General features: G+C 24.5%; 3 protein-coding genes. All 3 read right to left on the reverse strand.

The genetic code is table 11. From position 1 onward, the window contains the following. Window positions 1-76: 76 nt before the first annotated feature. Genes wecB through GBZ86_RS13720 form a run of 3 tightly spaced genes read right to left on the reverse strand, consistent with a single transcriptional unit; the run spans window position 77 to window position 3,418 of the window. The gene (gene wecB / locus GBZ86_RS13710; RefSeq protein WP_152891566.1) at window positions 77-1,204 is read right to left on the reverse strand and encodes a non-hydrolyzing UDP-N-acetylglucosamine 2-epimerase; all 1,128 of its coding nucleotides are present in this window, start codon (window positions 1,202-1,204) and stop codon (window positions 77-79) included. Window positions 1,205-1,245: 41 nt separating this feature from the next. Further along, window positions 1,246-2,352, reverse strand: a complete 1,107-nt coding sequence (locus GBZ86_RS13715; RefSeq protein WP_152891568.1) for a polysaccharide biosynthesis C-terminal domain-containing protein — start codon at window positions 2,350-2,352, stop codon at window positions 1,246-1,248. A 16-nt stretch (window positions 2,353-2,368) separates the two neighbouring features. Next, window positions 2,369-3,418, reverse strand: a complete 1,050-nt coding sequence (locus GBZ86_RS13720) for a polysaccharide biosynthesis protein (RefSeq protein ID WP_152891570.1) — start codon at window positions 3,416-3,418, stop codon at window positions 2,369-2,371. Window positions 3,419-3,642 lie beyond the last annotated feature (224 nt).

Here is a 3,642-nt window from a genome sequence, read left to right on the forward strand (position 1 = left end):
ATATTTAATTAATATAAAATATTATAAAAAGAAACTAAGTTATACATTACTAAATTAACTCAGTTTCTTTTTTTTATTATTTATTCCAAATGAATTTATTTACTATAGTTGTATATCCTTGTATTATATTAACAACCTTTAAGGATACATTTTTATCTAAATAATCTGGTGCTGAAACTACTTCATTTCCTAATTTTTTTTGTTTAGTAATTAACTCCATAGATTGAATTATACTTTCAACAGTTATTCCCCCTAATATTATAGACCCTTTATCTATAGCTTCTGGTCTTTCTGTGCTAGTTCTAATAGATACTGCTGGAAATCCCATAATATTAGATTCTTCTGCTAAAGAACCACTATCAGATAATACACAAAAAGCATGTTTTTGAAGTTTATTATAATCATAAAAACCAAAAGGCTTTAAACTCTTTATATTTTTATGAAATACTATATTATTATCTAAAATTTTTTTGAAACTTCTTGGATGTGTAGAATATATAATTTCCATATTATAATTTTCTGCAATATAATTTAAAGCTTTAATTAAACCATTAAAATTAATTTCATTATCAATATTCTCTTCCCTATGTGCACTAACTAAAATATAATTGTCTTCTTTTAAAGATAATCTATTTAATATATCACTTTTATCAATAGCATTTTTATATTTTTCAAAAACTTCTGGTAATGGAGAGCCTGTAACAAAAATATATTCTTTCTTTATACCTTCAGATAATAAATATCTTCTAGCATGCTCTGTATAAGCTAAATTTACATCACTAGTTACATCTACAATTCTTCTATTTATTTCCTCAGGTACATTTAAATCAAAACACCTATTTCCTGCTTCCATATGAAAAATTGGAATTTTTAATCTTTTAGCAGCAATAGCACTTAAGCAACTATTTGTATCTCCAAGTATTAACAATGCTTCTGGTCTTTCTTTAACTAATATTTCATAAGCTTTACTAATAATATTACCTATGGTTTCCCCTAAATGCTTGGATACCGCAGCACCTAAAAAATAGTCTGGCTTTCTAAGTTCTAAATCTTTAAAAAAGATATCATTTAGCTCATAATCCCAATTTTGACCTGTATGAACTAAAATATGATCAAAATATTTATCACACATCTTTATGGTTTCTGCTAATCTTATAATCTCTGGTCTAGTGCCTACTATAGTTATTACTTTTAATTTTTTCATTTTAAAATTCCCCTTAAATATTTATAAGTAATTTTACAAATTTAAACTTTATCAAAAAAAGTATCTGGCTTATCCTTATTAAATATTTCATTTGCCCAAAATAAAACTATTAATTCCTCTTCTCCTACATTAGTTATAGAATGAGTATATCCTGGTGGTATATCTATAACTGACAAATCTTTTTCATTAACCTTATAAGATATAATATCCCCTTTTAATATATGTCTTAAATTAATATGAGCTATACCTTGTAATACAATAAATTTTTCTACCTTTGTGTGATGATAATGATTTCCTCTAGTTACTCCTGGCTTAGTTTTAGATATAAATATTTGACCAAATTCTTTAGATTTTATTATTTCAGCTAACCATCCTCTATCATCTTCTTTTTTTTCTAAATTATATAAAAATAAATCTTCTTTAAGATAAGATAAATAGGTTGAATATAATACTTTAGTAAATTCATCAGATAAATTTATCATTACTTTTGTACTTCCTATATTTTTAAATGTTTTTATTTTATCAGCTAAATTACCTAATGTAACTTTATATTCTCTATCTATTCTATTAAAACCACTTAAAATATTTTTTGTTTCCATAGCTTCTATAAAACACCTTACTACATCATCTATATAAACTAAGGTTAATTCCTTATTAACATCAGATATGAATATTTCCTTATTTCTAGAAATATTATAGCAAAAGGTAGCAACTACTGAATTATAATTAGGTTTACACCATTTTCCGAATACATTAGGAAGTCTATAAATAAATACATTTGCTCCTGTATTTCCTCTGTATTCTATAAGTGCTTCTTCAGCAAGTCTTTTACTTTTTCCATAATCATTTTCTAACTCTGCTTGTATTGATGAAGTTATTAATATAGGAGTTTTTTTATTAGCTACTTTTAATATCTCAGTTATATATTGTGTTAAACTACTATTTTCACTAAAAAAATCTTTCACGTTAACAGTTCTATTAACTCCAGCTAAATGAAAAATAAATTCCGATTCTAAAACAGCCTTTTTTAATTCCTCTTTTGAACTCTCTTTATCTATAGAAATAACCTGATGATTATTTTTTTCTTTTAATTTTACAACTAAATTTTTACCTATAAATCCATTTGAACCAGTAACTAATACCTTCATAAAAGCTCCTCCTAATTTAAACTAACTCTGTAATAGAAGATTTATTACCCTCTATGATATTTCCTAATTCATATTGAATGTATGGAAGCTTTAAAAGAATTTGTTTTAATTCTTCTAAATTAACTCTATTAGTATTATCAGAATTATATTCTAATTGATTCCTGACTTTTTCATTTCCTTCCTTAATGTATTTATTGTAATTTAAATCCCTAGTATCACAAGGAACTCTAAAATAATTGCCTTCATCTATTGACTTTGCAAACTCTTCTTTAGTTAATAAAGTTTCATAGGATTTTTCTCCATGTCTTGGTCCAATGGTTTTTATATTACAATTTGAATTAAATATTTCTTTAATAGCTGTAGCTAATTGTAAGATTGTGCTAGCTGGAGCTTTTTGAATAAATATATCTCCTTGCTTCCCATTCTTATAAGCATATAATACTAAATCTACAGATTCTTCTAAAGACATTAAATATCTAGTCATAGTAGGATCTGTTACAGTTAAATCCTTTCCTTCTTTTATCTGTTTAATAAATAACGGTATTACAGAACCTCTTGAAGCCATAACATTACCATATCTAGTTGCACAAAATACTGTTTCATTATCTAATGTAGTTCTAGATGTTGCTACCATTAATTTTTCTGCCATTGCTTTAGAAATTCCCATAGCATTAACTGGATATACTGCTTTATCTGTACTTAATAAAACAACTCTTTTAACCTTATTGTTTAATGCTGCTTTAAATATATTATTAGAACCTATAATATTAGTTTTTACAGCTTCCATAGGATAAAATTCACAAGATGGTACCTGCTTTAATGCTGCTGCATGAAAAACATAATCTACTCCCTTCATAACATTATCTATGCTATTGTAATCTCTAACATCTCCAATATAATATTTTATTTTATCATTGTTTAATAAATTCCTCATGTCATCCTGTTTTTTTTCATCTCTACTAAAAATTCTAATTTCTTTTATATCTGTATTTATAAATCTTTTTAAAACAGTATATCCAAAAGATCCTGTGCCACCTGTTATTAAAAGTACCTTATCCTTAAACATAATTTTTTTCTCCTTTTAAATTTTCAAATAAGTTTTTTTATATTATTATTTTAAAATTTAAGAAGCTCTTTAATTTATTATTTTAAAACTTTAAAGAGCTTCTTAAATTTTAACATTAAATTTTAAGATTAAATTTCATTTAAAATAAATATTAAAATTTAATTTATTTTTTTATTTTTTTTAAATTATAAGAAAAAATAGCCACTACAAAACTAGCTATTAAT

The organism is Clostridium tarantellae (assembly GCF_009295725.1).
GTDB lineage: Bacteria > Bacillota > Clostridia > Clostridiales > Clostridiaceae > Sarcina > Sarcina tarantellae.